The sequence below is a fragment of the Arthrobacter ginsengisoli genome (assembly GCF_031456935.1).
Lineage (GTDB): Bacteria > Actinomycetota > Actinomycetes > Actinomycetales > Micrococcaceae > Arthrobacter > Arthrobacter ginsengisoli.
In genome coordinates, this window is the sequence record NZ_JAVDVQ010000011.1 from 19,737 (window position 1) to 45,787 (window position 26,051).

27 protein-coding genes are annotated in these 26,051 nt (G+C 68.4%); 11 read left to right on the forward strand and 16 right to left on the reverse strand.

Annotation, left to right across the window (positions count from 1 at the left end):
• Nucleotides 1-110: 110 nt before the first annotated feature.
• Complete coding sequence (bcp, locus tag J2X01_RS13465; RefSeq protein WP_310058135.1) at nt 111-590, forward strand: thioredoxin-dependent thiol peroxidase; 480 nt, start codon at nt 111-113, stop codon at nt 588-590.
• 98 nt (nt 591-688) lie between these two features.
• Here bcp and J2X01_RS13470 read toward each other — a convergent pair whose 3' ends face one another.
• Nucleotides 689-1,537 carry a class I SAM-dependent methyltransferase gene (locus tag J2X01_RS13470; protein ID WP_310058136.1) on the reverse strand — a complete coding sequence of 283 codons (849 nt, stop codon included), beginning with the start codon at nt 1,535-1,537 and terminating at the stop codon, nt 689-691.
• A 95-nt stretch (nt 1,538-1,632) separates the two neighbouring features.
• On the opposite strand from J2X01_RS13470, the gene J2X01_RS13475 reads away from it, so the two are divergent.
• From J2X01_RS13475 to purM, 3 genes are all read left to right on the forward strand, one after another.
• The gene (locus J2X01_RS13475; RefSeq protein ID WP_310058138.1) at nt 1,633-1,977 is read left to right on the forward strand and encodes a hypothetical protein; all 345 of its coding nucleotides are present in this window, start codon (nt 1,633-1,635) and stop codon (nt 1,975-1,977) included.
• 65 nt (nt 1,978-2,042) lie between these two features.
• On the forward strand, nt 2,043-3,725 hold the full coding sequence (gene purF / locus J2X01_RS13480) for an amidophosphoribosyltransferase (RefSeq protein ID WP_310058140.1): 1,683 nt from the start codon (nt 2,043-2,045) through the stop codon (nt 3,723-3,725).
• Complete coding sequence (gene purM / locus J2X01_RS13485; RefSeq protein WP_310058142.1) at nt 3,722-4,894, forward strand: phosphoribosylformylglycinamidine cyclo-ligase; 1,173 nt, start codon at nt 3,722-3,724, stop codon at nt 4,892-4,894. Before purF ends, purM begins: the two co-directional genes overlap by 4 nt.
• Before the next feature lie 82 nt (nt 4,895-4,976).
• Here purM and J2X01_RS13490 read toward each other — a convergent pair whose 3' ends face one another.
• Nucleotides 4,977-5,759: a VOC family protein gene (locus J2X01_RS13490; protein ID WP_310058144.1), complete on the reverse strand. Its 783-nt coding sequence runs from the start codon at nt 5,757-5,759 to the stop codon at nt 4,977-4,979.
• Nucleotides 5,760-5,980: 221 nt separating this feature from the next.
• Nucleotides 5,981-6,214, reverse strand: coding sequence for a DUF3073 domain-containing protein (locus J2X01_RS13495; protein ID WP_310058473.1), 234 nt, complete (start codon nt 6,212-6,214; stop codon nt 5,981-5,983).
• 289 nt (nt 6,215-6,503) lie between these two features.
• Between J2X01_RS13495 and J2X01_RS13500 the strand changes: the two genes are divergently transcribed.
• Nucleotides 6,504-7,364 carry a septum formation family protein gene (locus J2X01_RS13500; RefSeq protein ID WP_310058146.1) on the forward strand — a complete coding sequence of 287 codons (861 nt, stop codon included), beginning with the start codon at nt 6,504-6,506 and terminating at the stop codon, nt 7,362-7,364.
• Between the two features lie 97 nt (nt 7,365-7,461).
• On the opposite strand, the gene clpB is transcribed toward J2X01_RS13500, so the two are convergent.
• Nucleotides 7,462-10,119 carry an ATP-dependent chaperone ClpB gene (gene clpB, locus J2X01_RS13505; RefSeq protein WP_310058149.1) on the reverse strand — a complete coding sequence of 886 codons (2,658 nt, stop codon included), beginning with the start codon at nt 10,117-10,119 and terminating at the stop codon, nt 7,462-7,464.
• Between the two features lie 824 nt (nt 10,120-10,943).
• On the opposite strand from clpB, the gene J2X01_RS13510 reads away from it, so the two are divergent.
• Complete coding sequence (locus J2X01_RS13510) at nt 10,944-11,435, forward strand: carboxymuconolactone decarboxylase family protein (RefSeq protein ID WP_310058152.1); 492 nt, start codon at nt 10,944-10,946, stop codon at nt 11,433-11,435.
• A 19-nt stretch (nt 11,436-11,454) separates the two neighbouring features.
• Here J2X01_RS13510 and J2X01_RS13515 read toward each other — a convergent pair whose 3' ends face one another.
• The 4 genes from J2X01_RS13515 to J2X01_RS13530 are packed head-to-tail and all read right to left on the reverse strand — an operon-like array spanning nt 11,455 to nt 14,575.
• Complete coding sequence (locus J2X01_RS13515; protein WP_310058155.1) at nt 11,455-12,504, reverse strand: sulfate/molybdate ABC transporter ATP-binding protein; 1,050 nt, start codon at nt 12,502-12,504, stop codon at nt 11,455-11,457.
• Nucleotides 12,504-13,349, reverse strand: coding sequence for an ABC transporter permease (locus tag J2X01_RS13520; protein WP_310058159.1), 846 nt, complete (start codon nt 13,347-13,349; stop codon nt 12,504-12,506). Before J2X01_RS13520 ends, J2X01_RS13515 begins: the two co-directional genes overlap by 1 nt.
• Nucleotides 13,350-13,355: 6 nt before the next feature.
• Nucleotides 13,356-14,168 carry a molybdate ABC transporter substrate-binding protein gene (gene modA / locus J2X01_RS13525; RefSeq protein ID WP_310058162.1) on the reverse strand — a complete coding sequence of 271 codons (813 nt, stop codon included), beginning with the start codon at nt 14,166-14,168 and terminating at the stop codon, nt 13,356-13,358.
• Nucleotides 14,165-14,575, reverse strand: coding sequence for a TOBE domain-containing protein (locus J2X01_RS13530; RefSeq protein WP_310058166.1), 411 nt, complete (start codon nt 14,573-14,575; stop codon nt 14,165-14,167). The genes modA and J2X01_RS13530 overlap by 4 nt, the downstream gene beginning before the upstream one ends.
• Nucleotides 14,576-14,757: 182 nt before the next feature.
• Here J2X01_RS13530 and J2X01_RS13535 point away from each other — a divergent pair, with 182 nt between their 5' ends.
• From J2X01_RS13535 to J2X01_RS13545, 3 genes are all read left to right on the forward strand, one after another.
• On the forward strand, nt 14,758-16,092 hold the full coding sequence (locus J2X01_RS13535) for an FAD-binding oxidoreductase (protein WP_310058169.1): 1,335 nt from the start codon (nt 14,758-14,760) through the stop codon (nt 16,090-16,092).
• An 88-nt stretch (nt 16,093-16,180) separates the two neighbouring features.
• The gene (locus tag J2X01_RS13540) at nt 16,181-17,371 is read left to right on the forward strand and encodes an AI-2E family transporter (RefSeq protein WP_310058173.1); all 1,191 of its coding nucleotides are present in this window, start codon (nt 16,181-16,183) and stop codon (nt 17,369-17,371) included.
• 51 nt (nt 17,372-17,422) lie between these two features.
• The gene (locus J2X01_RS13545; protein WP_310058176.1) at nt 17,423-18,292 is read left to right on the forward strand and encodes a DUF4031 domain-containing protein; all 870 of its coding nucleotides are present in this window, start codon (nt 17,423-17,425) and stop codon (nt 18,290-18,292) included.
• A gap of 21 nt (nt 18,293-18,313) precedes the next feature.
• Here J2X01_RS13545 and J2X01_RS13550 read toward each other — a convergent pair whose 3' ends face one another.
• Both J2X01_RS13550 and J2X01_RS13555 read right to left on the reverse strand, forming a co-directional pair.
• On the reverse strand, nt 18,314-18,826 hold the full coding sequence (locus J2X01_RS13550) for an SRPBCC family protein (protein WP_310058178.1): 513 nt from the start codon (nt 18,824-18,826) through the stop codon (nt 18,314-18,316).
• 25 nt (nt 18,827-18,851) lie between these two features.
• Nucleotides 18,852-19,265, reverse strand: coding sequence for a YccF domain-containing protein (locus J2X01_RS13555; protein WP_310058180.1), 414 nt, complete (start codon nt 19,263-19,265; stop codon nt 18,852-18,854).
• A gap of 220 nt (nt 19,266-19,485) precedes the next feature.
• On the opposite strand from J2X01_RS13555, the gene J2X01_RS13560 reads away from it, so the two are divergent.
• Complete coding sequence (locus tag J2X01_RS13560; protein WP_310058183.1) at nt 19,486-19,881, forward strand: hypothetical protein; 396 nt, start codon at nt 19,486-19,488, stop codon at nt 19,879-19,881.
• A 19-nt stretch (nt 19,882-19,900) separates the two neighbouring features.
• On the opposite strand, the gene J2X01_RS13565 is transcribed toward J2X01_RS13560, so the two are convergent.
• The 3 genes from J2X01_RS13565 to J2X01_RS13575 all read right to left on the reverse strand — a co-directional run bounded on the left by J2X01_RS13565 (nt 19,901) and on the right by J2X01_RS13575 (nt 22,280).
• On the reverse strand, nt 19,901-20,446 hold the full coding sequence (locus J2X01_RS13565) for a YceI family protein (RefSeq protein ID WP_310058186.1): 546 nt from the start codon (nt 20,444-20,446) through the stop codon (nt 19,901-19,903).
• Between the two features lie 150 nt (nt 20,447-20,596).
• Nucleotides 20,597-21,622 carry an LLM class flavin-dependent oxidoreductase gene (locus tag J2X01_RS13570; RefSeq protein WP_310058190.1) on the reverse strand — a complete coding sequence of 342 codons (1,026 nt, stop codon included), beginning with the start codon at nt 21,620-21,622 and terminating at the stop codon, nt 20,597-20,599.
• A 46-nt stretch (nt 21,623-21,668) separates the two neighbouring features.
• Entirely contained in the window at nt 21,669-22,280 is a 612-nt protein-coding gene (locus tag J2X01_RS13575; protein WP_310058193.1) for a phosphoribosylanthranilate isomerase, read from the reverse strand.
• Nucleotides 22,281-22,422: 142 nt separating this feature from the next.
• Here J2X01_RS13575 and J2X01_RS13580 point away from each other — a divergent pair, with 142 nt between their 5' ends.
• Nucleotides 22,423-23,040 (forward strand): HutD/Ves family protein, encoded by a 618-nt coding sequence (locus tag J2X01_RS13580; RefSeq protein ID WP_310058196.1) that lies wholly within the window; start codon nt 22,423-22,425, stop codon nt 23,038-23,040.
• Here J2X01_RS13580 and J2X01_RS13585 read toward each other — a convergent pair.
• The 3 genes from J2X01_RS13585 to J2X01_RS13595 are packed head-to-tail and all read right to left on the reverse strand — an operon-like array spanning nt 23,037 to nt 25,996.
• Nucleotides 23,037-23,864 carry an ABC transporter permease gene (locus J2X01_RS13585; RefSeq protein ID WP_310058199.1) on the reverse strand — a complete coding sequence of 276 codons (828 nt, stop codon included), beginning with the start codon at nt 23,862-23,864 and terminating at the stop codon, nt 23,037-23,039. The two genes, J2X01_RS13580 and J2X01_RS13585, sit on opposite strands and share 4 nt — an antisense overlap.
• A 13-nt stretch (nt 23,865-23,877) precedes the next feature.
• A complete protein-coding gene (locus tag J2X01_RS13590) occupies nt 23,878-24,807 on the reverse strand; it encodes an ABC transporter permease (RefSeq protein ID WP_310058201.1) in 930 nt (309 codons plus the stop codon).
• A gap of 1 nt (nt 24,808) precedes the next feature.
• The gene (locus tag J2X01_RS13595) at nt 24,809-25,996 is read right to left on the reverse strand and encodes an ABC transporter substrate-binding protein (RefSeq protein WP_310058204.1); all 1,188 of its coding nucleotides are present in this window, start codon (nt 25,994-25,996) and stop codon (nt 24,809-24,811) included.
• Between the last annotated feature and the right edge of the window lie 55 nt (nt 25,997-26,051).

Sequence of the window (26,051 nt, forward strand, 5' to 3'; positions counted from 1 at the left end):
CACGGGCGCCGCCAAAGTCCGCGGGCTGGCGGAATACAGCACCCAACCCAGTGGTTGTGCAACGGAAGACCGCTGTATCCCTAACTCCAACGAACACCCAAGGATCCCCCATGAGCCAGCACCCGACCATCAAGCTCCAGCCCGGAACCCCCGCCCCGGAATTCACGCTCCCGGACGCCGCAGGACACAAAGTTTCACTGGCCGACTACCGCGGCAAGAACGTCATTGTGTACTTCTACCCGCAGGCCGCCACTCCGGGCTGCACCACCGAAGCCTGCGATTTCCGCGACAGCCTGGCCTCCCTGCAGGGTTCCGGCTATGACGTACTGGGCATCTCCCCCGACGGGTCCGAGGCACTGGCCCGGTTCAGCGGCGACTTCGCGCTGACCTTCCCGCTGCTCGCCGACGAGGACCACGCCGTCGCCCTGGCCTACGGCGCCTGGGGCGAGAAACTCGTCCGGGGCGAGATCACCGAGGGACTCGTCCGCTCGACGGTCGTGGTGGACCCGGAGGGCAACGTCAGGCTGGCCCAGTACCAGGTCAAGGCGGAGGGACACGTCGCCGCGCTGAAGGAAGAGCTGGGCGTCTAGGCACACTGCGATTCCGCGGCGCTTTCGGACGCGCGCACCCCGGATCCACGCCGCGCGTGTCCGAAACTGCCGCGCCTGTCCGAAACCGCCGCGCTGGCCTACGCCCGCGTCCCTGCCACGATGGTGGCGGTGGACCGGAGCCGGATGGCGCCGTCGTGTTCGTAGCGGCCCAGCAGCTCGAAGACGTCGGAGCGGATCAGCTCTTGGGATTCCCGGTCCGCCCGCGCGAGGCCGACACCGACCGTGGTGGCAATCTCGGTCATGAACTCCCAGTAGAGCTCCGGGGTCGCGTGAACCAGGTCCGTGCTGACCTTCCGCTCGCTGACGTCCACCAGTCCGGCCTCCTTGAAGACCCGGGCCATGAACCCCTGCGCGGCGCAGCGGAACAGCCCGGGTGCGCCCGTCCTGGGCACCGGCAGCTCGGTATGGCGCGCAATCGTCCCGAGGATCAGGGTGGCCCACGGGTTCTCGGCGGCCCGGCCCCAGACAGCGGCGCTGATCCGCGCGCCCGGCTTGGCCACGCGCGCCATTTCCTCCACTGCGGGCGACACCCTGGGGAAGTACATGAATCCGAAGCGACACAAGACCGCGTCGAAGGTACTGTCGCCGAAGGGCAGCTTGGCGGCATCGCCGACGGCGGTGTGCACATTCGCCAGCCCGCGGGCCGCCGCCTTCTCGGACGCCACACGCAACATCCCCTCAGAAATATCCAGCAGGGCGACGCTGCCGTGCGGGACGAGGGCGGCCGCGGTGAGACCAGGTTCGCCGGTTCCGGCGGCGACGTCGAGGACTGCGGCATCCGGGCGGAGCCTCGCCTCCTCGATCACTGCATCGCCAAAGGGGGCATGCCAGCCGAGCACTTCCGCGTCCCATTTCCGCCAGCCTGTGGAGAACTCATCCCAGGTGCTGCGCTGCTGGTCCCTGATCCACTCTGCTGAGGCTGACATGGCGCTCCTAGGCCGTTCCGTGCCCTCCCCACCCCCTAGTGTGCCCCCGCCGACGCGGCGGTAGCAATGGTTGCCGGGGCAGTAGGCTTAACGGCATGTCTACCCCCGAAAACTCCGGCACCGCAGGCGAGCAGCACGTCCCCGAACGGCGCCAGGTCAGTGTGCGCCGGGCGCCGAAGTACGTGCCGTTCCTCGTCCTGGGCGGGCTCCTGGGCTTCGGCGTGGCTGCCTTCCTCGCCTACGGCCTCCCGGGTGACGAAAGCTACGATGCCAGCGCCGTGTTCGGCTTCTTTATGATCCTGTGCGGTGCGGGCGGCGTCATTCTGGGTGGCCTCGCGGCGCTCATCCTGGACCGTCTCAGCGTGCGCCGGGCCAAGCGCGCCGTCGTCGAATCCGTCCCGGATTCCGCTCTTGACCCCGAGGATGAGCAGGGCGCCTGAGCCGGCCGCAGGTCACAAACCGGCCGCCGGGAAAGTCCTAGCGCACAACGTGAGATAATCGACCAGTGGCACGCGGCGATGGAAAACTTTCTCATGACCTTCTCTCTGGCGAAAAAGGCCCTCAGGACGCATGTGGCGTCTTTGGGGTCTGGGCTCCCGGCGAAGAGGTTGCAAAACTCACCTATTACGGGCTGTATGCACTGCAGCACCGCGGTCAGGAGTCTGCTGGTATAGCCACCAGCGACGGCAAGCGGATCAACGTCTACAAGGACATGGGGCTCGTATCCCAGGTCTTCGACGAGACAACGCTCAACACCCTGACCGGGCACCTGGCCGTCGGCCACTGCCGTTACTCGACCACTGGCGCCAGCCACTGGGCCAACGCGCAGCCCACCCTGGGCGCGACTGCGACCGGCACCGTGGCGCTCGCCCACAACGGCAACCTCACCAACACCGCCGAGCTCAAAGCCATGATCGAGGACCGCAACGGCGGCCAGCTCAGCGGCGAAATGAAGCAGGGCAACACCTCCGACACCGCCCTCGTCACCGCCCTGCTGGAGGGCGAAGAGGGCAAGTCGCTCGAAGAGACGGCCATGGAACTGCTGCCCAAGATCAAGGGCGGCTTCTGCTTTGTCTTTATGGATGAAGGCACCCTCTACGCGGCCCGCGACACGTACGGAATCCGCCCGCTCTGCCTCGGCCGGCTGGAGCGCGGCTGGGTCGTTGCCTCCGAGCAGTCCGCCCTCGCCACCGTCGGCGCGAGCTTCATCCGCGAAATCGAGCCCGGCGAGTTCATCGCGATCGACGAGGACGGCGTCCGCTCACAGCGCTTCGCCGAGGCGACGCCCGCAGGCTGCGTCTTCGAGTACGTCTACCTCGCCCGCCCGGACGCCTCCATCGCCGGCCGCTCCGTGTACGAGTCCCGGGTGGAAATGGGCCGCCAGCTGGCCCGCGAAAACACCCAGGAAGCGGACATCGTCATCCCGGTCCCGGAATCCGGCACCCCCGCGGCGGTGGGCTACGCGGAGGAATCCGGCATCCCGTTCGCCCACGGTTTCGTCAAGAACTCCTACGTGGGCCGGACGTTCATCCAGCCCTCGCAGACGCTGCGCCAGCTCGGCATCCGGCTCAAGCTCAACGCCCTCGAATCCGTCATCCGCGGCAAGCGTGTGGTGGTCGTTGACGACTCGATCGTCCGCGGCAACACCCAGCGCGCCATCGTGCGGATGCTCCGGGAAGCGGGCGCCGCAAGCGTCCACATCAAGATTTCCTCCCCGCCGGTCAAGTGGCCGTGCTTCTACGGCATCGACTTCGCCTCCCGGGCCGAGCTGATCGCCAACGGCGCCACGATCGACGAAATCACCCAGGCCATCGGCGCCGACTCGCTCGCCTACATCTCCGAAGACGGCATGATCGACGCCACCCGGCAGCCGCGCGAACGCCTGTGCACCGCCTGCTTCACCGGCAAGTACCCGATCGAGCTTCCCGCCGCGGACAAGCTCGGCAAGAACCTGCTCGAACGCACCGATCTTGGCGGTCTCCCCACAGCTGTCAGCTCCCCCGCCCCGCCGGCAGCCGTCCCGGCCGCCTCCGACGTCGATCCCGGCACCACCCGGGATGATGACCCGGCCGAGAAGGCCGGAGCCACCGGCTGCGACCCGGGCCCGGACGCCGAATTCGAAGAACTGCTCACCGATGCCGATCGCATTGATCGCACCATTGCTGCCGACAAGAAAGAGCCCGTATGACTTCCGCCTCCCCGGCCGCTGACATGAACGCCGCCCAGAACACCGTCGGCATCACCTACGCTTCCGCCGGCGTCGACGTCGAAGCGGGCGACCGCGCCGTCGAACTGATGAAGGACGCCGTCAAGGCCACCCACAACGCCTCGGTAATTGGCGGCGTCGGCGGCTTCGCCGGCCTGTATGACGTCTCGAAGCTGCTGACCTACAAGCGCCCGCTGCTCGCCACCTCCACCGACGGCGTCGGCACCAAGGTCGCCATCGCGCAGGCCATGGACATCCACGACACCATCGGTTTCGACCTGGTCGGCATGGTGGTCGATGACATCGTGGTGGTGGGCGCCGAGCCGCTGTACATGACCGACTACATCGCCTGCGGCAAGGTGGTCCCGGAGCGGATCGCAGACATCGTCCGGGGCATCGCGGCCGCCTGCTCGGTGGCCGGCACAGCCCTGGTGGGCGGCGAAACGGCCGAGCACCCCGGCCTGCTGGGCGAGCACGAGTACGACGTCGCCGGTGCCGCCACCGGTGTTGTCGAAGCCGCCGACCTGCTGGGCCCGGACCGCGTCCGCGCCGGCGACGTGGTGATCGGCATGGCCTCCTCCGGGCTGCATTCCAACGGCTACTCCCTGGTCCGCCGCGTCATCAACCACGCCGGCTGGGCCCTGGACCGCCACGTCTCGGAATTCAGCCGCACACTGGGCGAGGAGCTCCTGGAGCCCACCCGCGTCTACGCCGCCGACTGCCTGGACCTGGCCCGCACCTTCCCGGTGAACGGCTCCGCCGCCGGCCAGGCGGTGCACGGCTTCAGCCACGTAACGGGCGGCGGGCTCGCCGCCAACCTGGCCCGCGTCCTGCCGCAGGGCCTGCTGGCCACCGTGGACCGTGCCACCTGGCAGCTCCCGGCCATCTTCCGGCTCGTCGCCGAGCTGGGCAACGTCCCGCTGGCCGACCTGGAGCGCACCCTGAACCTTGGTGTGGGCATGGTTGCGATCGTCTCCCCCAAGGCTGCGGACGCCGCAGTGAACCGCCTCAACGAGCGCGGGCTGCCGGCGTGGGTGATGGGCACTGTGGAGGAAAACTCGGACTCGATCGTGAAGACCGGCCCGGACTACGTCCAGGGCGCCAAGGGTGTCGACGGCGGCGCCGTCCGGCTGGTCAACGCCTACGCCTGACCCCCACCTGACCCTCATCGAGTGCTCCGTAACTGCCGTTTAGCCCCCTCAAAACGGCGGTTACGGAGCACTCGATCTGTGTTTAAACCTCCAGGACGCTGAACACGCCGCCCTGCGGATCCTCAAGAGTGGCGATGGTGCCGGCTTCCTCGGCCTCGTCCGGTTCAATCAGCACCGTGCCGCCGGCGGCCACCGCCGCCGCGACCGCGTCGGCGACGCTGGACACCCCGAAGTACACCTGCCATCCCGGCTTGAGCGTGCCCTCGGCCTCCGCGGGGACCGCAGCGATCCCGGCCACTTCCGCGTCGTTTACCATCAGCGTGGTGTACTTGCCGCCGTCGTCCTGCGGGTATTCGGTCACGCTGTGACCGAAAAGCTGCTGGAAGAATCCGACGGCGGGCTGCGGCTCGGGCGTCAGCAGTTCGGCCCACGCCAGGGAGCCGGGTTCCCCGCTGCGGGCAGTACCGAAGTGGCTTCCGGCCTGCCAAGCGCCGGTGGTGCCCCCTCCGGGCGGGGCGAAGAAGACCATCACTCCTGTGCCGCCCACGTCCTCGGGGCCGAATTCCAGCGTGCCGCCGGCGTCGACCATGCTGTCAGCGAGCCGTCCGGCGTCGGCGGTGGCGAAGTACGCGTTCCACTGCCCGGGCGCCCCGGCGGCCGCCTGCTGCGGGTTCTGCGGCGCGATCACGGTGACCAGGTCCTCGCCGAGGAATGCCTGCGCGTAGCTGCGTCCGTCCGGGGTGGGCAGGTTCTCGTAGCGCCAGCCGAAAATGGCGGCGTAGAAGGCCTTGGCCGCTTCGACGTCACTGGTCTGAAGGTCCGTCCAGCAGACCTCTCCTTCGGTGAACCCCGTGTGCATGGTCATGGCAATCCCTCCGGAACAAAAAGTGGTGCGGGGCCGGTGGTGCCGGCAGGTTCAACCTAGCCTGAGGGCCCTGCTGGGACAACTGCGGACGGTTTGCCGCCCGGGGATCCGCAGGCAGCAGAAAACCCGCCGTCCACCCCCGTACTGGGAGTGGCCGGCGGGCCTGAATTCATGTGGTCGGCAATCCGCTAGCGGAAGAGCATGCCGGGAAGAAGTGTCGACTAACCTATCCGACGGGAATCAACCTCGTCGTCGTCCTCTTCCACATCGTCCGCGTACTTATCCACATAAGCCGAATAGTCTGGCTCAACCGGCTCGCCCGTGAAACGGCTCGGTGCACGAACCTCAGAGCTCTTGAGCTCACGCTGAAGCGCAGAATAGTCAGTGTTCGGGGAGTAGTACTTAATATCCCGAGCCTGCTTGGTAGCTTTTGCCTTTTGACGGCCGCGCCCCATGGCGTGACCCCCTTTTGTACTCGGACCGGAGGTGGTCACCATTGGCGTTAGTGAGGCCCCGGAATGTTTGGTCAATTTGTCGTACACCTAGATTACATGCTTTCAGCGGTAACTGCTCCCCGCGACGGCCGCTGTGGGCAGTGTCGCATGTGCCCCTGCTCCGGACTGCGCCCAATCGGCGTGCGGCCCACCCGGCAACTTAGATAGAGTTCCGTAGTGGACTTCCGGAAACGGGTCCCTCCGTCGGGCGCCCAGCCGCGGAAAAATGCACGGAAGTGGTGAAGTCTCAGTGACCGAAGAGAACGCGACGCCCGGCGGAATCAGCGGGTCCGGGATTCCCCCGGCCGGCGGGCCCGGCGACCAGTCCGCCCCGGCAGTCCCGCCGGCTGAGCCGTCTGCCGTGCCCCCGAAACCTTCGACGCCGCCGACGTCGGCGACTCCGGTTGTCCCCTCCGCGACCCCGATCACACCGCCCGTCCGGCCGTCCGGCTCGCCGGCGGGCCGGCCCCTCGCCGGGCAGCCCGGCCCGCGCGAGCCCCGAGGCGCCCAGGCCACGGGCGCCGCAGGTGCCGTTTTGGCGCGGGCCACCAAGGCCGCTTCCGGAAAGGCCTCGCAGCTGGGCGGCCTCGTACGCCGCCAGGCTCCCGCACGGATCGGCGCCGCGGTCGTCGCCGTCGTCGTTATGGGTCTGCTGATCTGGTGGTTGACCTCGTTGGGCGGCGGCACCAACAAGGCCGTCGCGGAGGCCTCCCCCGCTGCCGCCACGACACCGGCAGCGCCCCCGAGCCGGAGCACGCTGCCGCTGGAAGGCGTCGGCCCGCTGGAGTTCCAGCTCGGCGACTGCTTCCAGGATTTCGACCCGGAGGCGCCGCAGTCCACGATCGTGGCCTGCGCTGCAGGGCACTCCGCGCAGCTGATCGCCGTCCACCATTATCAGGAATCGGCCTCCTATCCCGGCCTGACCGCGCTGAAGGACAAAGGCCGCGAGACCTGTCGCAACGCGAAGCTGGCCGCCTCCGCCTCCAGCTACGAGCTGAAGCAGCGCAACGCCTACCCGAGCCCCGCGAGCTGGAACAACGGCGACCGCCGCGTGGACTGCTACGTCACCGCGGACACCGGGAACGTCATCATGGAATCGCTGGTTCCGTAGAAGACCGACCGCGGGTCCACGCCAGGTTTCGGCCCCGCACGCAACTGCCGGCCGGACACTTGTCCGGCCGGCAGTTGCTGTTTGGGGCCGGCGTACCTTAGCCCTTGCGGCTGACGGACAGCCCGCTGCCGGTGGAGGCGCCGCCGTCGGGCCGGTCCGACGCCGTGGCGCCGCCCATGGTGAGCTCCGTGAAGTCCGGGGCGGTGTCCACGAGCACGGTGTCGCCGTCGATGATTTCGCCGGCCAGGATGGCCTTGGCCAGCCGGTCGCCGATTTCGCGCTGCACGAGCCGGCGCAGCGGCCGGGCGCCGTAGGCCGGGTCGAAGCCGGTCACCGCGAGCCAGGCGCGGGCACCCTCGGTCACTTCGAGGTTGAGCCGGCGGCCCTTCAGGCGTTCGCCCAGTTCCTTGACCTGCAGCTCGACGATCCGCGACAGCTCCTCGACGCTCAGCGGGTCGAACAAAACCACTTCATCGAGCCGGTTCAGAAATTCGGGCTTGAAGGAGGCGTGCACGGTGGCCATCACGGCTTCACGCTTGGCGTTGGCGTCCAGGATCGGGTCGACCAGGAACTGGCTGCCCAGGTTGGAGGTCAGCACCAGGATCACGTTGCGGAAGTCCACGGTGCGGCCCTGGCCGTCGGTGAGGCGGCCGTCGTCGAGCACCTGCAGGAGGATGTCAAACACCTCGGGATGGGCCTTCTCGACCTCGTCGAGCAGCAGCACGGAGTACGGGCGGCGGCGGACGGCCTCGGTGAGCTGCCCGCCCTCCTCATAGCCCACGTAGCCGGGAGGGGCGCCGACGAGGCGGGCCACCGAGTGCTTCTCCGAATATTCGGACATATCGATCCGCACCATGGCGCGTTCGTCGTCGAAGAGGAAGTCGGCCAGGGACTTCGCAAGCTCGGTCTTGCCAACGCCGGTGGGGCCCAGGAACAGGAAGGAGCCGGTGGGCCGGTTGGGGTCGCTGATTCCGGCCCTGGCGCGGCGGACCGCGTCGGAGACCGCGGTGACAGCCTTGGTCTGGCCGATCAGCCGCTCACCCAGCACGTGCTCCATCTCCAGCAGCTTCTGGCTCTCGCCCTGCAGCATCCGGCCAGCGGGGATGCCGGTCCAGGCGGAGATGACCTCGGCGATGTCATCGGCGGTGACCTGGTCGGCCACCATCTGCCTGGATTTGTCCGGCACGGCCGCTTCTGCCTCGGCGGCGGCGTTCAGTTCCCGCTCCAGGGCGGGGATTTCGCCGTAGAGCAACCGGGAGGCCGTTTCCAGATCGCCTTCCCGTTCGGCCTTTTCCTCCTTGGAACGCAGCTCATCCAGCTTGGCCCGGAGGTCACCCGCCCGGTTCAGGCCCGCCTTCTCGGCCTCCCAGCGGGCGTTGAGCCCCGCGAGCTCCTCCTTCTTATCCGCCATGTCCGCGCGCAGGGCCGCCAGGCGTTCCACCGACGCCGGATCGGTCTCGCCAACCAGGGCCAGCTCCTCCATGGTCAGGCGATCCACCTGGCGGCGCAGCTGGTCGATCTCCTCGGGAGCGGAATCGATTTCCATCCGCAGCCGGGACGCGGCCTCGTCCACGAGGTCGATCGCTTTGTCCGGCAGTTGCCTGCCGGAGATGTAGCGGTTGGAGAGCGTGGCGGCGGCGACCAGGGCGGAGTCGGAGATGGAGACCTTGTGGTGCGCCTCGTAGCGTTCCTTCAGGCCGCGCAGAATGCCGATGGTGTCTTCCACGCTCGGCTCCCCGACAAAGACCTGCTGGAACCGGCGTTCCAGGGCCGGGTCCTTTTCGATGTTTTCGCGGTACTCATCCAGCGTGGTCGCACCGATCAGCCGCAGCTCGCCGCGGGCCAGCATGGGCTTGAGCATATTGCCGGCGTCCATGGAGCTGTCTCCGGTCGCGCCGGCCCCGACCACGGTGTGGAGTTCGTCGATGAACGTCACAATCTGGCCTTCGGAGCTCTTGATTTCCGCCAGGACCGCTTTAAGCCGCTCCTCGAATTCGCCGCGGTATTTGGCGCCGGCCACCATGGAGGCAAGGTCCAGGGCGATCAGGGTCTTGCCGCGCAGGCTTTCGGGTACGTCATTGGCGACGATCCGCTGGGCAAGTCCTTCGACGACGGCGGTCTTGCCGACGCCGGGTTCGCCGATGATGACGGGATTGTTCTTGGTCCGGCGGCTCAGCACCTGGATGATGCGGCGGATCTCGGCATCGCGGCCAATCACCGGGTCCAGCTTGCCGGAGCGGGCAATCGCGGTGAGGTCGGTGCCGTACTTCTCCAGCGCCTGGAAGGAGTTCTCCGGATCCGCATTGTCCACCTTGCGGTCACCACGGACGCCCGGGAGGGCTGCGAGCAGGGCCTCATGGGAGGCGCCGGAATCGCGCATCAGCTTCCCGACGGCGTCGCTGCCGGACGCGAGCCCCAGCAGCAGGTGTTCGGTGGAGACGAAGCTGTCGCCGAGCCGCTCAGCCTCGTTCTGGGCGTTCTTGATCGACTGCAGGGCGGTACGGGACAGCTGTGGCTGCTGCACCGACGTGCCGGAGGTGGCCGGAAGGGCCTTGATGGCGGTGCTGGCCTGGACGCTGACGGAATCCGGGTCCGCCCCGGTGGCGCGCAGAAGCGCGACGGCGACACCCTCGCGCTGGTCCATGAGCGCCTTGAGCAGGTGGGCCGGCTCGAGCTGGGGGTTGCCCGCCGTAGAGGCGTTCATGGCGGCTGCGGCAAGAGCCTCCTGGCTCTTAGTGGTGAATTTGGCGTCCAAAGGGAGCTCCTTTCGGGAACATGCTGGTATTAAAGTTGAGTGTACTCCGCTCAACTTTGCATCGGGTCCCTTTGGCTCCATGTTTGCCGACAGCGAAACGGCTGTCTAGGGCCGGAGTCCCCCGGACACCCGGGGCATCCCGCGGGGACCTGCGGGCGGGGCCTGCGGAGCGGGACATGCCCTCCGCGTGCGGGCACCCCTGGACATAGTCCCCATATGTCCGCTGCCCAAGACCAGGACGGGACACGCCCTCAAGACGCGGACCGCAGCACTGGACATGTCCCCGGTGCGCCTGGCACGTCCCGCAGCAGACCTCCTGGCCGTGGACACGGGGCAGGCGGGACGGGACATGCCCTCCGCTTGTGCGCACCCCTGGACATAGTCCCCATATGTCCACCGCCCAAGTCCAGGACCGAACATGCCCCCCCGGGGGCTATGGTGCATCCCGCGGGAAATGCCCTCCGCGCATGGGTACCGCTGGACATAGTCCCCATATGTCCACTGCCCAAGCCCAGGGCTGGACATGTCCCCATGGAGCGCGGCCCAAGGCTGGACATGTCCCCACAGAGCGCGGCCCAAGGCTGGACATGTCCCCACAGAGCGCGGCCCAAGGCTGGACATGTCCCGTTAAACCCATTCGACGGTCGGTCCCCCCAAGGAACCGACCGTCGAATGATGGGGCCGGTCCGATGTCGGCGGACAGGCTCCGGAGAGCGGGTCGGGGAACCGCTCCTGCAGGAATTGCGCTGTTCATGCACTATGTCACACATATGACAAATCTGTCACGTTCCTTTTGGGATGTTTCCCGTGGGTAGTCTTTGAACATGAACGAGACAGCGGCAGCGCAGCACCCCACGACCCGATCCGTTTTCCTGGACAAGGAGCACCCGGCCGCCTGGCGGGCCCTCAACGGGCTGGGCCTGAAATCCAAGGAGGCCGCGGAAGATGCCGGCCTGGACCGGACCTTGATCGAGCTGCTGAATGTCCGGATCTCGCAGATCAACGGCTGCGCCTATTGCCTCGACCTGCACGTGGGCGACGCCGTGAAGAACGGTGAATCCGCCCAGCGCCTGGCCGTCCTCCCGGCCTGGCGGGACACCGACCTCTTCACCGAAAAGGAGCGCGCCGCCCTGACCTTGGCCGAGGCCATCACCAACATCTCGGACGCCGGCGCCCGCGAGCACGAGGGCGCGGCGGCCAGGAGGCACCTCACGGACGCGGAGTTCTCCGCCATCAGCTGGCTCGTCATCACCATGAACGCTTTCAACCGGGTTTCGATCGTCAGCCAGCACCCGGTCCGCAAGGACCGCGGCTAGCCGGACTGGTCCCCACGCGTCACGCCGGGTAGATCGACACCGCAGCCGCCTTGACCACGAAGTAGACCTCGAGGCCGGGAGCCAGGCCAAGATCGGCGGAGGCAGCCGGGGTTACGTCCGCGGACAGGTCGCCGGCACGAACCCGGATCTGGTCCCCGTGCGGTTCCAGGTCCGTGACCGTGACGCGGAACGAGTTCCGCGGACTGCCGTGCGCCTCGCTCAGGAACACTGACACCGCCGCCGGCGCGAAGGCGGCCACACCGGCCTGTCCGGCGACAAGCGGCGCGTCGTGCTGGCCGGCGAACTCGAGCCCCTCGGCGGAGCGGATCCCGGCCGACGTCGCCGTCCCCGAGACCAGGTTCAGCCCGGCCAGCCCGGCGGCGAACCGGCTGCGGGGCCGCCGGAGGACGTCACGGGTCGGTCCGGCCTCGGTGATCCGGCCCTCCTCCATCACGATCACCCGGTCCGCGAGCATGTAGGCGTCCAGCACGTCGTGCGTGACGATGATGGCACTCCGCCCGGCCAGGACGCGCTTGAGCAGCCGCCGCAGCAGCGGAGCCGCATGGATGTCCAGGGCGGACAGGGGCTCGTCCAGCAACAGGACCTCCGGATTCACGGCCAGGGCACGCGCGGCCGCCACGCGCTGCGCCTGCCCGCCGGAGAGCTCCCCCGGCCGCCGGTCGGCGAGGCCGGCGGCGTCGACCTCGGCCAGCCAGTGCCGGGCGGTCTCACGGGCCTGGCGTTTGGGCACCCCCACGCTCCGGGGTCCGAAGGCGACGTTTTCGAGCGCGCTCAGGTGTGGAAACAGCAGCGGGTCCTGGGCCAGCAGGGCGGTTCCGCGGCGGTGCGGCGCGGTCCAGGTATGCACGCCGGCGGCGAGCTCGAACAGGATCCGGCCGTTCACTTCGGAGCGGCCGCTGTCCGGCCGGAGCAGCCCGGAGATCACGGCGAGCAGGGTGGACTTTCCGGCCCCGTTCGGGCCGAGCACGGCGACCGTCTCGCCGGGCGCCAGGCTTAGCGACACGTCGAAGCGGCGGTCGGCGAGGGCGGCGTCGAACGTGAACGTCATTACGCCACCCGCTCGGGCGTGCCACTGTCGGACGTCCTGGTGGCGCTGCCCGCCGGCGCGGGACCCCGGTAGGCGAGTCCGACGACGATGACCGCCACCACAACCAGCAGCAGGGACAGCGCGACGGCGGCATCGGCGTCGGTCTCGCGCTGCAGGTAGATTTCCAGCGGCAGCGTGCGGGTGACTCCCTGCAGGCTCCCGGCGAAGGTGAGGGTGGCGCCGAATTCGCCCAGGCTCCTGGCGAAGGAGAGCACGGCTCCGGCGGCGAGCCCGGGCAGGACCAGCGGAAGGGTGACCCGGCGCAGCACCGTACCGGGCCGCGCGCCGAGGGTTGCGGCTATCGCCTCGTACCGGCTGCCGGCCGACCGCAGGGCGCCTTCGAGGCTGACCACGAGGAACGGCAGGGCCACGAAGGTCTGGGCGAGCACCACCGCCGTCGTCGAGAACGCGATCTGGATGCCGGCGACTTCGAGGGTCCGGCCCAGCAGGCCCTGCCGGCCGAAGGCATAGAGCAGTGCGATGCCGCCCACGACCGGGGGCAGCACCAGCGGCAACAGGACGAAGGAACGCAGCAGCCGCTGGCCGGGGAAGTCGCCGCGGGCCAGCACCAGTGCCAGCGGCACTCCGAACAGCACACACAGCAGCGTGCTCGCGGCGGCGGTGCGGAGGCTCAGCCCCAGGGCGGTGAGGGACGATTCTGAGGTGACCAGCGGGATGAACTGCGGCCAGTTGACCCTGCCCACCATGGCCACGATCGGCAGCAGCACCAACAGCGCCCCGACCGCCGCCATGCCTGTGACCCAACGCGGAATCCCGTGATAGGCACTGTGTCTTCGGTGTGTCATGCGGTCCTAGGTGGTGCCGAAGCCGGCGTCGCCGAGGATTTTCCGGCCCTCGGGACCGAGGACCTCTGCCATAAAGGCGGCCGCGAGGTCCTTGTTCCTGCTGGTCCGCAGCGTGGCGATGGGGTAAATGTTCACGGCCTTCGAGGACTCGGCGAACGGAACTTCCGTCACCTTGCCGCCGGCAGTCCTGACGTCCGTGACGTAGACCAGCCCGGCGTCAGCCTCGCCCGCGACGACCTTGCCCAGGACATCGGTCACGGATGATTCCTCACTCACCGGCTGCAGTGCGATGCCGGTTTCCTTTTCGACCGTCTTCGTGGCCGCGCCGCAGGGAACCTGAGGCGCGCAAATGACAACCTTCACTCCCGGCCTGGCGAGATCCGCGAAGGCTGCGATGGATGCGGGGTTCGCCGGGGGCACTGCGATGGTCAGCACGTTGCTGGCGAAGTTTTGGGGCGAACCTTCCACGAGCGAGTCGTCGGCGACCTTGGCCATGTTCTTCGTGTCGGCAGAGGCAAACACGTCGGCCGGTGCGCCCTGGCTGATCTGGGTGGCGAGGTCGGAGGACCCGGCGAAGCTGAACATGATCCTGGCACCCGGGTTCCGGGCCTCGAACTGCTCGGCCAGCTTGGTGAAGCTGGCCTTGAGCGAAGCAGCGGCGAAGACCGTAATGGTCCCCGAAAGTTGCTCCGCGGCGCCGGCAGCGGGGGAACTTGAGCTGCCCGGCGAGCCGGGAGCGCCCGGGGCGCAGCCGGTGAGGCCGGCGGCCACCACGCCTGCCAGGAGGAACGCCGGGATGCGCCGGCCTGGGATTCTCATATGACGCCCTTGCCTTTGGGGGTTTCGATGATCACCGTGGTCGCCTTGACGACGGCGGTCGCGACCGAGCCGAGCTCCAGCCCGAGCTCCCGCACGGCCTCGCTGCTCATCAGGGACACCACGCGGAACGGCCCGCACTGCAGTTCCACCTGGGCCATGACGGTGTCGGCGGTAATGGCGGTGACGAGGCCGACGAAGCGGTTGCGGGCGGAGCTGCCCGCCTTGGCCGGGTCATCGGGAAGCTGGGACTGTTCCCGGGCGAGCCGGGCGAGTTCCAGCCCGTCGACGGCGAGCCGGCCGGCGTCGTCCCTCAGCGGGCTCAGGCTTCCGTTCTCGGTCCAGCGCCGGATGGTGTCATCGCTGACCCCCAGGAGACGGGCCGCCTCGGAAACGCGAATATTAGGCATATGGCAACACTAGCCCGCATTTGCGGAGTTGAGAGGGTATTGCATCCGTAGATCCGGAAGCCTGGAATCCCCGGGGGTGTGGTTGCCGGCGTTCCTGCACCCGGGTCCTCTAGCCGGGGTGCGGCCGTCGGACTTAAGATTTCCGCGGGGGGGTGGAGCCGCGGTCGCCTAGGAGCACCGCCGTGAAGTGGATTACACCTGTTGACCCCGGCTACGACGAGTCCAGAACTCTGTTCAACGCCATGATCGACCGCCGACCTGCGGTGATCGCACCCTGCAGCACCCCGGCGGAAGTCGCCGAGGCCCTGCAGTACGCCAGGGACCGCAGCCTGGCCGTCGCCGTCCGCGCCGGCGGTCACTCGGTGGCCGGCATGTCAATGAACGACGGCGGCCTGGTAGTCGATGTGCGGCCGATGAAGTCAGTCAGTGTGGACCCGGACGCCCGCACCGTCACCGCCGGGGCCGGTCTGACGTGCGGGGAGTTTGACCGGGCCACCCAGGAATATGGCCTCGCCCTCACCGGCGGCCGCGTCTCCACCACGGGCCTGGCCGGCTTCACGCTCGGCGGCGGCTCCGGCTGGCTCGAGCGGGCCTTCGGCTTCGCCTGCGACGACCTCATCTCCGTGGACTTGGTGACCGCCGCCGGGGAACAAATAACCGCGAGCGCGGCGGAGAACCCCGAGCTGTTCTGGGCCCTGCACGGCGGCGGCGGGAACTTCGGCGTCGCCACATCCTTCACGTTCGGGCTGCACCGGCTCGGGCCGAAGGTTCATGCGGGACTGTTGCTGTGGCCGGGTGACGCGGCTCCCGAGATCAGCCGGGGTTACCGCGAGCTGGCACTCGCGGCGCCCAACGAGGAATGCGCGACCATCCTCTATCTGACGGTCCCGCCCGAACCCTTGATGCCTCCGGAGATGGTCAACAAGATGGCGGTTGGCGTCGTCTACGCTTACGCCGGGGACGCTGCGGAAGGCGCAGCACACGCCAAGCCCTACCGGGAACTGGGCCCGACTGTGGACCTCGTGGAGGACATCGGCTACGCCGACTTCCAGTGCTCGCTCGACGACCCGCCGGGCAAGTACAACTACTGGAGCGCGGATTACCACGATGAACTCTCCGATGCCGCCCTGGACATCATCATCGATTCCGCACGCAACCTGCCGGGGCCGAGTTCCCAGCAGCTGATTGCCCACTGGGGCGGGGCGGTGGGCGGCCCGGCCGCGACGGCAACACCGCTGCTGAACAGGAACGCCAGCTGGGTGACCCACCCCTTCGGCCTGGGTGATTCACCGCAAGGCGGCCAGGATGCCAAGGCCTGGGTCAAGAGGTTCCGCCAGGACATCGCGCCCTACGCCAATGGCGGGGTGTGGCTGAACTTTATCGGCGACGAGGGCCAGGACCGGGTCCGTGCGGCCTTCGGGGACGAAAACTACGCGCGGCTGAGCCAGGTGAAACGGGAGTTCGACCCGGAGAACACTTTCCGGGGCAACCAGAACATCCGGCCCGCCGAGTCCTGATCCGCGGGCCTGTCCCCGTGCTTGCATCCCCCGGCTGTGAGACGGTTGGTAAGTAATGTGACCACCCGACAGTGGGAGACAAACCAGCATGGGCAGTCCGGAACAGTCAACACCCTGGAGCGACAGCCTGGGCCGCGCCAGCATCAGGACCGCGCAGGTCCTCCTGCTACTGGTCCTGTCCGTGGTGGTGGTCTACGGCCTGATCCAAGTGAAGCTCCTGGTGATTCCCGGCCTGCTGGCCCTGATCCTCGCTGCCGCGATCGCACCGTTCGTGCACTGGCTGCGCCGCCGCGGCTGGCCCAGCACGGCCGCCACCAGCCTGTCGTTTGTGGTGCTCCTGCTCGCGTTCGGCGCCGTGATCACCGGCATCGTCTTTGCCGTGATGAGCCAGGCCGATGAACTGGCCAGCAAGGCCACCGAGGGCTTCGACCGGGTCTACGCCTTCATCCGCACGGGCCCCATCCCGGTCGATGACCAGCAGATCCAGCAGGCTCGCGACGCCGTCATCGACTTCGCCACCAGCAGCACCGTCGGCGCGGGTGCCATCTCCGGGCTCAGCGCGGCCGGCAATTTCATCACCGGCGCCTTGCTTATGGCGGTGATCCTGTTCTTCTTCCTGAAGGACGGCGAGAGCATCTGGGCCTTCATGCTGCGGGCGTTCAAGGGCGGGAACCTGGTCAGGGCGCGCCGGGCGGGGGAACGGAGCCTCACCGTACTCGGCGGCTATGTACGCGGAACCTCGATTGTGGCCCTCGTGGACGCGTTCTTCATCGGCCTGGCACTGGTGATCATGGGCGTGCCGCTCGCCCTGCCGCTGGCCGCGCTGACCTTCATCGGAGCGTTCATCCCGCTGATCGGCGCCACTTTGGCAGGAGTCCTCGCTGCGCTCGTCGCACTGGTCGCCAACGGTCCGCTCGCGGCCCTGATCGTCGTCATCGTGGTGATCGTGGTGAACCAGCTCGAGGGAAACTTCCTGCAGCCCGTTGTCATGGGCCAGGCGCTCAACGTCCACGCCCTCGTTATCCTGCTGGCCCTCACGGCCGGCACCATCCTCGCCGGCATCATCGGCGCGATCCTTGCCGTGCCCCTCGTTGCCGTGGGCTGGGCCGCCATCAAGGCCTGGAATTCAGCGGACGTCACTCCCCAGGCCATCGCGGAGGCCGAGCATGAGACCCGGCAAAATGAAAAGGGCGAAGGGGTACGCTCCAAGCCGAAGCCTGCGCGGACGCAGGCGGAGGAACAGTCCGACACCGCGGCCACTGACGCCAGCCAGGGCTGAGCCCCCGCGCCCGCTGCGGCCCGCGCCCCGCGGCCGGATTAGACTTCCCCCATGGCCATCTACCTCGATCCCCCGCTCTGGCCGGCGCATGGAACGCACTTCTCGCACCTGATCTCGGACACCTCGCTGGAGGAGCTGCACACCTTCGCGGCGGCGGCCGGCATCCCGGACCGGGCGTTCGACGGCGACCATTACGACGTCGCCCAAGACCGGTACCGCGCCCTCGTGGCGGCCGGGGCCGTTCCGGTGGAGGGGCGGATCCTGGTCCGCAAACTGATCGCCAGCGGCCTGCGGATCCCTGCCCGACGGCGGAGCAGCTCACTTAAGCTCCCGCTGCTGACGCGCTGGAACGAGGTTCTCCCGGGCCATGATGCCCTGTTCCTGGACCTGCTGGACCGCTGGGGCGAGGAGCACCGGAAGTACCACGGCCGCACCCACCTCCTCGCGGTCCTGGAGGCCCTGGACCTCCTGACCGAGCCCGCCGCTCCGCCCCGCACCGTGCTGCTGGCCGCATGGTTCCACGACGCCGTCTACCGCGGCATCGCGGGCCAGGACGAGGAGGAGTCGGCCCGCCTCGCTGAGGACCGGCTGGCCCAAGCCGGCCTTCCCTTGTCCGAGGTGGATGAGGTGGCGCGCCTGGTGCGGATGACGGCCGATCACCAGCCGGAGGCCGGCGACGACGCCGCCGCCCTGCTCAGCGACGCCGATCTCTCCGTACTGGGAGGCGAGCCGGCAGCCTATGCCCGGTATCTGGCCGCCGTCCGGCAGGACTTCGCGCACATCGGCGACGACGACTTCGCCGCCGGACGCGCCGCCGTCGTCCGCCAGCTGTTGCAGCTGGATCCGCTCTTCCACACGGCGCGGGGCCGGGCCCTGTGGCTGGAGGCGGCGCAGCGGAACCTCAGGGACGAGCTCGGGTAGGCGGTTGACCGCAACGCGGGGTCAGGGGGTGCGGCGGAGGTGTTCGGCGAGGCGGTCGAAGGACTCGCGCCAGCCGACGCCGTGGCCGTCGCGGTTGTCGATGGTGTCGAATGGGCCCTGGAAAAACGTCATCCGGGTGCCGCCGTCGATCTCCTCCAGCTGGAAGGTCACCTCTGTCTCAAAGCCGCGGGTTCCGTCGGGCTTGTCCCAGGCGTGGGTGAAGACCAGGAGATTGGGCGGCTCGACGTCCGTGTGGACGCCGCTCCACCAGTGCTCCTCGCCGGTACTGTCCCGGACCATGCAGGCCCGGTAGAGCCCGCCGATCTCCAGGTCGGCATCGATGCTCTCGCGGGGAGTGTGGAAACCGCGCGGCCCCCACCACTCCGGGGCCTGCTCCGCGTCGGTCAGGGCGGCCCAGACGCGGGCGATGGGCGCCGGGAATTCGCGCGTGATGACCAGCACGAGGTCTTCGCCGGCAGCGGGGGCTTCGCCTTGGCCGGAGGTTGCCGGAACAGCGGTGACATGTTCGGACATTGCGGTACTCCTCATCAAAAACGGGCTAGTGGTAGCCCTTGCTGTAGGTCGTCACAAAGGGCCTGTCGCTCGGGACGATCTGTTTGCCCAGCGGCATGAGCGAGACCGGAATGAGCTTGAGGTTGGCGATCGCCAGCGGGATTCCGATGATGGTGATGGCCATGGCGAAGGCGGTGACCACGTGGCCGATCGCGATCCAGATGCCGGCGACCAGCAGCCAGATGACGTTGCCGAGCAGGGAAAACACCCCCGTGCCTCCCGGGCGGTCCACGACGGTGCGCCCGAACGGCCAGAGCGCGTAGTTCGCGATCCGGAACGAGGCGAGGCCCCACGGAATGGTGACGACCAGCAGGCAGCAGATGATCCCGGCCGCGAAGTAACCGAGGGCGAGCCAGAGCCCGCCAAAGAGCAGCCAGATAATGTTGAGCAAGGTCTTCATGGCTCTATTCTCCCCCGACGGACGACCATCCGGCCTAGGGGTTCACCCTGAACATTTCCTGAAATGCGTCCGGTGACGCGGCCGGAGGGCGGGCAGCTTTGCGAACGCCCGGAAGGGCATAATACTGGGATCATGCCTGGACTCCTGAAGCTTGCCCCGATCGTTGCCCTCGCCCGTTGCTCACGCGTCACACGCTGACACCGCCGCCCGGAACGCGCAGATGACAACCATCGGGGATCTTCTGGGCCCCATTCTCGAAGTCATGACGTGGGTGGGTTTTGTCCTGGGCCTGCCGCTGCTCGTGTGGGGCGGGAATGCCCGGCGGCACCGGTGCACGTGGACTGGGACCACCGGCACGGTGATCAGCGCCGGCGGCTTCATGGGATACCGCTGGACGGACCACCACGACGAGGACCACCGCTCGCTGCTGCCGGCAGCCGAGTCGCACGGCCTGGTGGTCGGGTCCGACGTAGACCTCTTCTACGATGTTTGCCACCCCTCCCGCTGGGGGCTCAAACCGCCGCGGCATGACAACGCGGCCTGGACCCTGGGCTGGATCCTCACCGGGGTGGGGATCCTGTCCACGGTCGGCGGCTTTGCCCTGTTGCTCTTCTAAGCGCCGGCAGGCCCGCTTGCTAGGCCTGTTTCACCAGGGCGGCCTCGACATTGATCTTGACCTTGTCGCTGACCAGCAGGCCGCCGGCTTCGAGGGCGGCGTTCCAGGTCAGGCCGAATTCCTTACGGCTGATGTCCGTCTCCGCACTGAACCCGGCGCGGGTGGCGCCGAACGGGTCCACAGCGACGCCGGTGAACTCGACTTCCAGATCCACCGGCTTGGTGATATCGCGGATGGTGAGGTCTCCGGTCAGCACGTAATCCTCGCCGTCGCCCCTGATTCCGGTGGCACGGAAGGTCATGTCCGGGTACTTTTCAACATCGAAGAAGTCGGCGCCGCGGACGTGGGCGTCGCGGTTCGCATCGCCCGAGTCGAAGCTGGCGGTCTTGACGCTGGCGTGCAGGCTGGAGTCCGCGAGGGAGTCACCGACCCGGGCCTCCGCCGCTGCCTCGTTAAAGCGGCCGCGGACCTTGCTGATGCCGGCATGGCGGACGCTGAAGCCGACTTCGGTGTGGGACATGTCCAGCGTCCAGACGCCGGGGGTCAAACCTTCGGGCAGAGTCACAACGGTCTCCTTCGCACGGGTGGCGGGCCGCGCCCGCCGGGTCATCGGGGTACTCCCCCAACAAGCCATGCTAGCCACGGTGCGGCGGCGCGGCTAGCCTTCCGCGCCGCCGCACCGGCAGTGCCCCTTACGCCCGGTTACGGCCGGTGCTTAGGGTGCCCAGCCGATCGCCGGAGCGATGTGCCGGACCACGGTGCCCAGCAGCTTGGCGTTGAAATCAACGCCGAGCTGGTTGGGGACGGTCAGCAGCAGCGTGTCTGCGGTCAGCACGGCGGCGTCGGCGGCCAGCTCTGCGGCTATGGCGTCGGGTGCGCCGACGTAGCTCCGGCCGAAACGGGCCACGAGCCCGTCGATCACGCCGACCTGGTCGCGTTTTTCCCGCAGGGCGCTGAGGCCGAAGTACCGCTGGTCCTCGTCGTCGACGATCGGCAGGACGCTGCGGCTGACCGAGACACGGGGCTCGTGTTGATGGCCGGCGCCGGCCCAGGCCTGGCGGTACCTGGCGATCTGCTCGGCCTGCAGCTGGTCGAAGGGCACCCCGGTGTCCTCGGTGAGCAGCGTGGAGCTCATCAGATTCATGCCCTGTTCCGCCGTCCAGACGGCGCTGGCCCGCGAGCCTGCGCCCCACCAGATCCGTTGGCCGAGGCCCGCCGAATGCGGCTGCACGGGCAGCAGCCCGGATCCGCCGCCCGCGTAACGCGGCTCTGCCTCCGCCATGCCGGCCCCCGAGATGGCGCGGCGGAACACTGCGGTGTGCCGCCGGGCCATGTCCGCGGCGGTCTCGCCGTCGGCCGGCACATGGCCGAAGGCGGCGGCCCCGTCGCGGGCAGGTTCGGGTGAGCCGCGGCTGATCCCGAGCTGCAGCCGTCCGCCGCTGATCAGGTCGGTCGCGGCGGCCTCCTCGGCCATGTACAGGGGGTTCTCGTAGCGCATGTCGATCACGCCGGTTCCCATTTCGATCCGGCTGGTCCGGGCGGCGACGGCGGCCAGCAGGGGGAACGGGGAGGCCTGCTGCCGGGCGAAATGGTGCACACGGAAGTACGCACCGTCGACGCCCAGTTCCTCGGCGGCGACGGCCAGTTCGATGCCCTGCAGCAGGGCGTCGCGGGCCGTCCGGGTGCGGGAGCCCTCGCCGGGGCCCCAATGCCCGAAGGACAAAAATCCGATGCGCTTCATGTCAGGCCCAACGCGGCGCGGTCCGGCGGCATTCCTGCCGCCGCGTTCAGGGCTTTGCGGCCGGGGACTTGGCCGCCGCCACGAAGTCCCGGATTTTGGCCAGATCCTTGACCCCTCGGGAGGACTCGACGCCGGAGGAGACGTCCACACCCCAGGCGCCCGCCTGCGAGGCGGCGCCGGCGACGTTGGCGGGGGCCAGCCCGCCGGCCAGCAGCCAATGGCGCCCGGCCAGCCCCTTGGCGCGGACCGAGGCGTAGTCCCAGGCCTCGCCGGAGCCGGGGACGGCGGCGTCGATCAGGAGCAGGTCCTCACCCCAGTCCGCGAACGCTTCGGGCGCGCCGGACATGGTGACGGCCCGGATGAGTTTGAGCCCGGCGTCGTGCACGGTGCGCACATCTGCCGGCGTGCGGTCGCCGTGGAGCTGGATCCACTTCAGCCCCGCTTCGCGGGCCAGGGCGACGGCGTCCCCCGCGGCTTCGTGCCGGAAAACGCCGACGGCGGGGATGCCCGCCGGGACGTGGGCCAGGAGGTCCCGGGCCTGCGCGGGGGTCACTTCGCGGGGGCTCCGGGTCAGGACGAAGCCGACGGCGTCCGCCCCGGCCTCCGCCGCGGTCCGGACCGACTCCGGGGTGCTGAGCCCGCATACCTTGACGAACATCCGGCTCCTTCTGCAGTTTTTGTCTGTTCCTGACGTTAGCAAGGACAGTGGCCCGGTGGCGCGCCGTGCCCCGAGGTTACGGTCCCCGCCGGCGCCGTGCGGTCCCGAATCCGCCGGCGGTCCCGGCGGATAGGGTGGAGGGATGCAGATCATCCGCTATGCCGAGCTGAAAGCCCAACCCTGGCGCAACGGCGGCGGGGTGACCCGCGAACTGGCCAGCCAGCCCACTGCTGTTCCCGCGCCGGACGGCTCGGGGCAGGCATCCGGCTGGGACTGGCGGGTGAGCATCGCCGAAATCTCCAAGGCCGGCGACTTCTCGGCCTTCCCCGGCATGGACCGCGTGCTCACGGTGGTCGAGGGCGAACTGCTGCTGCTGAGCGTCGACGGGGCGGAGCGCCCGCTCGAGAAGTACCGTCCGTTCCGGTTCTCCGGCGACGCCGCGGCGGCCGGGGCGCTGCCGACGGGCGACATCCGCGACCTGAACGTCATCACCCGCAGCGGCGCCTTCAAGGGCTACACCTCCATCATCGAACTCTCGAAGAAGCGGGCGCACCCTGTGTTCGGCGGCCAGCTGGGGATCCTGCTGCAGGGCCAGGCGACCGCCGCTCCCGGCACCGCGGCCGGCACGTCCGAGACGGCGGCCGCCGCGCCGACGACGCTCGGCCGCTATGACGCCGTCATTGGTTCCGACACCGACACCCCGGAAATCCTGGGCCGCGGTTTCCTCGCGGTCGTATCGATCGACCGGGTCGCGGATTAGCCCTTCGTAGCCTTCACGCGGGTGGCGCCGATGCCCACCGAATCCTCCGAGAGCCGCTGCGCGAGCCAGATCGGCACGATCGAGACGACAATCAGGACGACGGCCACGACGTTGACCACCGGCGCCTGGTTGGGCCGGAAGAGGTTCTGCAGGATCCAGATCGGCAGGGTGGTATCGCCGGCACCGATGGTGAACGTGGTCACGATGATCTCGTCGAAGCTCAGCGCGAAGGCCAGCAGCCCGCCGGCCAGCAGGGCGGAGCGGAGCTGCGGGAACGTGACCAGCCGGAACGTTGTGAACACACCGGCGCCCAGATCTGCGGACGCCTCCTCCAGTCCGCCGCTCATCCGGCGCAGCCGTGCAATCACGTTGTTGAACACGGTCACCATACAGAACGTGGCGTGCGCGATCACGACGGTCCACAGGCTCAGCGAGACACCAAGGATCGTGGTGAACATGTTGTTCAAGGCGATGCCGGTGACGATTCCGGGCAGCGCGATCGGCAGGATCACGAGCAGGCTGATGACGTCCCGGCCGAAGAATTTGTAGCGCAGCAGGGCCAGCGCCAGGAGCGTCCCCAGCACCAGCGAAATGACGGTGGAGGCAGCCGCCACCCAGAGCGAGGAGACCAAGGCTTCGCGGACTCCGGCGGAATCGAGGGCGCGCCCCCACCACTCCAGGGTCAGTCCCCGCGGCGGCCAGCCAAAGGTCCGGTCAGCGTTGAAGGAGTTCACCACAACCAGCAGCAGCGGCGTGTAGATGAACAGGAAAACCAGGGTGGTAACGATGCCGAGGAGGACTTTGGCGCTTCGGGAGAGTCTCATGGCGTTCCGGGTTTCACAGGCTGTTGAGGGCGCCGGAGCGCCGGACTATGAAGAGATAGAGCGTGATGATCGCGATCGGGACCAGCGAGACCGCCGCAGCGAACGGCAGGTTGTTCGCGGCACCGACATTCGCGTAGACCACTGTGCCCAGCATCTGGGTGGTCCCGCCGACAATCTGGGCCGTGATGTAGTCCCCCAGCGAGAGCGAGAACGTGAGGATCGTCCCGGCAATGATGGAGGGGACCAGCAGCGGGAACATGACCAGGCGGACGGTGGTCAGCGGTTTCGCGCCCAGGTCCGCCGAGGCCTCCAGCAGTGAATCGGGCACCCGGTCGAAACCGGCGTAGACCGGCAGGATCATGAACGGCAGCCAGATGTAAGACAGCGTCAGGATCACGGCCGTTTCGCCGTACCCCGGGGACTCGAGCCCGACCGGCGCGCCCAGCCATTCCAGCAGCCCGCCGTCGGCGAGCACGTTCCGCCACGCGTACGCCTTGACCAGATAGCTCGCCCACAGCGGCATCAGGACGGCCACCACCAGCAGCTTCTGCCAGCGGGGGCTGGCCACCTTGGCGATGAAGAACGCCATGGGCAGCGCAAGGACGAGGTCGATCAGGGTCACGGCGATGGCGATCCACAGCGTCCGCAGGGTGATCCGCTGGTAGACCGGATCGGTCAGGACCGTCACCACGTTTTCGGTGGTCCAGTCCGTGGAGACCTTCCCGGTGAAGGTGTCCACGGTCCAGAACGCGGTGATCAGCAGCGCCGCCAGGGCGGCGATGTAGACGAGCACCAGCCAGCCGGCGGGGGCGGTCACCAGCCCCGCCAACCGAAGGTTCGGCGAGCGGTGCAGCAGCGCCGAGACCTTGTTGGCCCTGGGCGGTGGCACCGAAGAAGCTGCCGGCGGGGCCCCGGGGACCGGGTGCTGCGTCTGGAGCGTCATGTTAGCCCTTGATCTCCGTCCAGGCCTTCGTCCACTCCGAGTAATCCGTGCACTTGACGTCCGTGCGGCCGTCCAGGCATTTTGCCACCGGGGTGGTCCAGTACCAGATCCGCTCCGCGTAGGCCTCGTCACCGGAGTGGTAGGTCTCGCAGTGCGCCTTGTCCGTGGTCAGGTCGCAGGCCTTGGGGTTGGCCGGCGATTCACCGAAGTACTCCGCCACCGCCGCGTTGGCCTTGGGACTGGCGATGTAGTCGAGCCACAAATAGGCGCAGTTCTTGTTCTTGGACTCCGAACCGATCATCCAGGTGTCCGACCAGCCGGTGGCGCCCTCTTCGGGGAGCAGGGTCTGCACATTGGTCCCGTTCGCAGCGGCGATGTTGGCGCCGACCTGCCATGTGGTGCCGACCACGGTGCTGCCGCTGGCGAAGGCCTGGACCTCTTTAACGACGTCGCTCCAGTACTCGCCGATGTGCTGGCGCTGCTGCTTCAGCAGGTCCACCGCGGCGGCGAGCTGGTCCTTGTCCAGCGCGTAGGGGTTCTTGATGCCGAGCTCCGGCTTGTGGGCCATCAGGTACACGGCGGCGTCCGCGATGTAGATCGGCGAGTCGTAGGCCGTGACCTTTCCGCTGTGCCGGGCGGCGTCGTCGAACACTGCGCGCCAGGAGGTGGGTGCCGGGGTGACGGTATCCACGGAGTACATCAGCAGGTTGGCGCCCCAGCCATGCGGCATCCCGTAGTTCTTGCCGTCCACCGTGTTCCAGGCCTTGTCTTTCAGGAACGGGTACACGTCGGGGTAGTTCTTCAACAGGCCGGTGTTGACGGGCTCCACGTTGTTGCCGGCAATCAGCCGCAGGGAAGCGTCACCGGAGGCCGAGACGACGTCGTACTGGCCAGTTCGCATCAGGGTCACGGCTTCGTCCGAGGTGCCGAAGGGCTTGAAGCTCACCTTGCACCCGGTTTCAGCCTCGAAGGGCGTCACCCAGTCGACGGCGGGGTCGTTGCTGCCGTCCTCGACGTAACCCGGCCAACCGAGGATGGAGAGCTGCCCTTCGCCGGGGCCGATCTCAGTCTTGACCGGCTGCGCGGACGGGGTGGCGGATCCCCCGCCGGTGGTGCCGCATCCCGCCAAGGCGAGCGCTGCTGCCGCGGCCATCCCGACTACGAGGGCGGCCCTATTCCTTGATGCCATGATCCTTACCTTTCGTTGCGGGGGTGAATCGGACACCGCTCTGGACCGCAGGGGT